Annotated in this window: 1 protein-coding gene and 1 pseudogene; both read left to right on the forward strand. The window is 72.0% G+C overall.

Features of this window, described 5'->3' with window-relative positions:
• Positions 1 to 1,467 (forward strand): efflux transporter outer membrane subunit (locus tag sphsw_RS09700; RefSeq protein WP_235188349.1); only part of this gene is annotated, 1,467 nt, incomplete at its 5' end.
• Between the two features lie 7 nt (positions 1,468 to 1,474).
• Positions 1,475 to 2,052 (forward strand): annotated as a pseudogene (locus sphsw_RS09705) (hypothetical protein); the annotation flags it as partial.

A 2,052-nucleotide genomic window follows, 5' to 3' on the forward strand; every position in this document is an offset into this window, starting at 1 on the left:
CCTGACCCGCTGCGGTTGCGATCTCAGATGATCGTTTCCAGACGAGATGGCCGGACTTGTTCCGGCCATCTCCGCGTCCGGCACGCAATCCCCCTTCTCGTCGCCAGCGTGCTCGGCATCGCGGCGGGCGCTGACGCAGCGGACGTGCCCGCGACCTATGCCGAGGCACAGCGCATCGCGAGCCCGCTGCCCTGGCGCGCGGACTGGTGGACGATCTTCGGCTCCCCAGAGCTCGACGCGCTTGTCGCGCGGGGCAATATCGATAACGCGGACATCGCGATCATCGCGGCGCGGCTTTCGATCGCACGGGCCGCCGTCCGCACGGCCTCCGCCGAACGGCTGCCGCGGGTTGCCGCGATCGCCGGCATCGCCGACCAGTCAGGCAATCTTGCCACCGCCAGCGGCGAAAACGGCCGTCTGTTTGAGCTTGGCCTCCGTGCGGCGTGGGAGCCCGACCTATTTGGCGGCCTTGGCAAGGCCGCGCGCGCGGCGCGGCTGGATGCGCGCGCCGCAGAAGCGACATTGGCCGGTGCGCGGCTCGCGGTGCAAGCGGAGATTGCGCAGACCTATTTCACGTTGCGCGCGCTCGATGGCGAGCGCGACGTCCTGGCCAGCGCGATCGACCGGGCGGCGCGGGCGCTGGCGATCGTTGCGGCGCAGGCCGCGCGCGGCAATGCCGCGGCGCGCGATGTCAATCGGCGACAGGTGGAACTTGCCATGCTGCGCGCCGACCTGCTCGCGCGCGACCGCGACCGCGCACTGACCCGGCATGCACTGGCACTGCTGGTCGGTGCCGCAGCAATCCCCGACCGTCGCGCCGCACCGGAACTGCTCACGGTTCCCACGATCCCGGCCGGACTGCCGAGCGAGATGCTGCTGCGACGGCCGGACGTTGCGGCGGTCGCGGATGCGGTGGAGGCGGCGCGGTTGCGGCATCGGGCCGCGAAGACCGCATGGTTTCCGGGCTTTGCGCTCACGGGCAATGGCGGGCAGGCCTCGCCGACGCTCGGCGAGCTCCTGTCCCAGACTGCGCAGACGTTCGGCTTCAACCTGATCCTTTCGCTGCCGATCTTCGACGGTGGCCGTACCGCCGCGCGCGTTCGCAGGGCGGCGGCCGAGGAGGAGCTGGCCCAGGCGCAGCAGCGCGACACTATCCTGCGCGCGTTTCGCGACGTGGAGGACCAGCTCGCCGCCACGCGCCTGCTTGCGGCGGAGGAGGCGGTGGCGCGCGAAGCGGCAGATGCGAGCCTTCGCGGCGAACAGCTGGCTGCCCGACGCCTCGCCCGCGGCTCGATCAGCCTGCTCGAGTCGCTCGACACGGCACGCGCGGATCTTGGCGCGCAAACCCGGCTGGTCCGGCTTCGTCATGCGCGGGCGATCGCCACCGTCGGCCTTGTCCGCGCGCTCGGCGGTGGATGGCGGACGACGTCTTCGCCGCCATCCCCCCTCACTCCGGCGGGGCAGTGATCGCGGCATGGCCACGCCATTCGCCCGGACGCATAACGCGCTGGCTCGCGAGACGCCGCGCCTGGCACTATTCGCGCTTGCCGTCGCAGCAGCCCTGCTCGCGATCTGGCTGCTGTGGTTCACGCTGGCGTCGGTGACGCTGTACGAGGTGTCGACCAGTGCGCGGCTTGAGGTCGGCACGGCCCCGCGAGCCGTGTCGCCCGCGCAATCGGGGCGGATGATCGCGACGCGGCTCGCGATCGGGCACCGCGTGACGGCCGGGGACGTGCTGGTCTCGCTCGATGCCGAACCCCAGCGGCTCCGGCTCGCAGAGGCGGAGCGGCGAATGCGCGACTATCCGCGACGTCTGGCGTCGCTTGACCGTGAGATGGCGCTGCTTGGGGATGCCGAAAGCGCGGATCGATCGAGCGCGGCGGCGGCAACGCGTGCGGCGCGCGCGCGCGCGACCGAAGCCGATGCAGCTTCGCGTCTTGCCGCGGATATCGCGCGACGCCACGTCGAGGATAGCGAGGCGGGTGGCGTGTCGCAGGCCGACGCCATCCGCGCCCGCGCCGATGCGCGCCGTGCCGCTGCTACGCGCGATGC

Source organism: Sphingomonas sp. FUKUSWIS1 (genome assembly GCF_000733135.1).
Lineage (GTDB): Bacteria > Pseudomonadota > Alphaproteobacteria > Sphingomonadales > Sphingomonadaceae > Sphingomonas > Sphingomonas aerolata.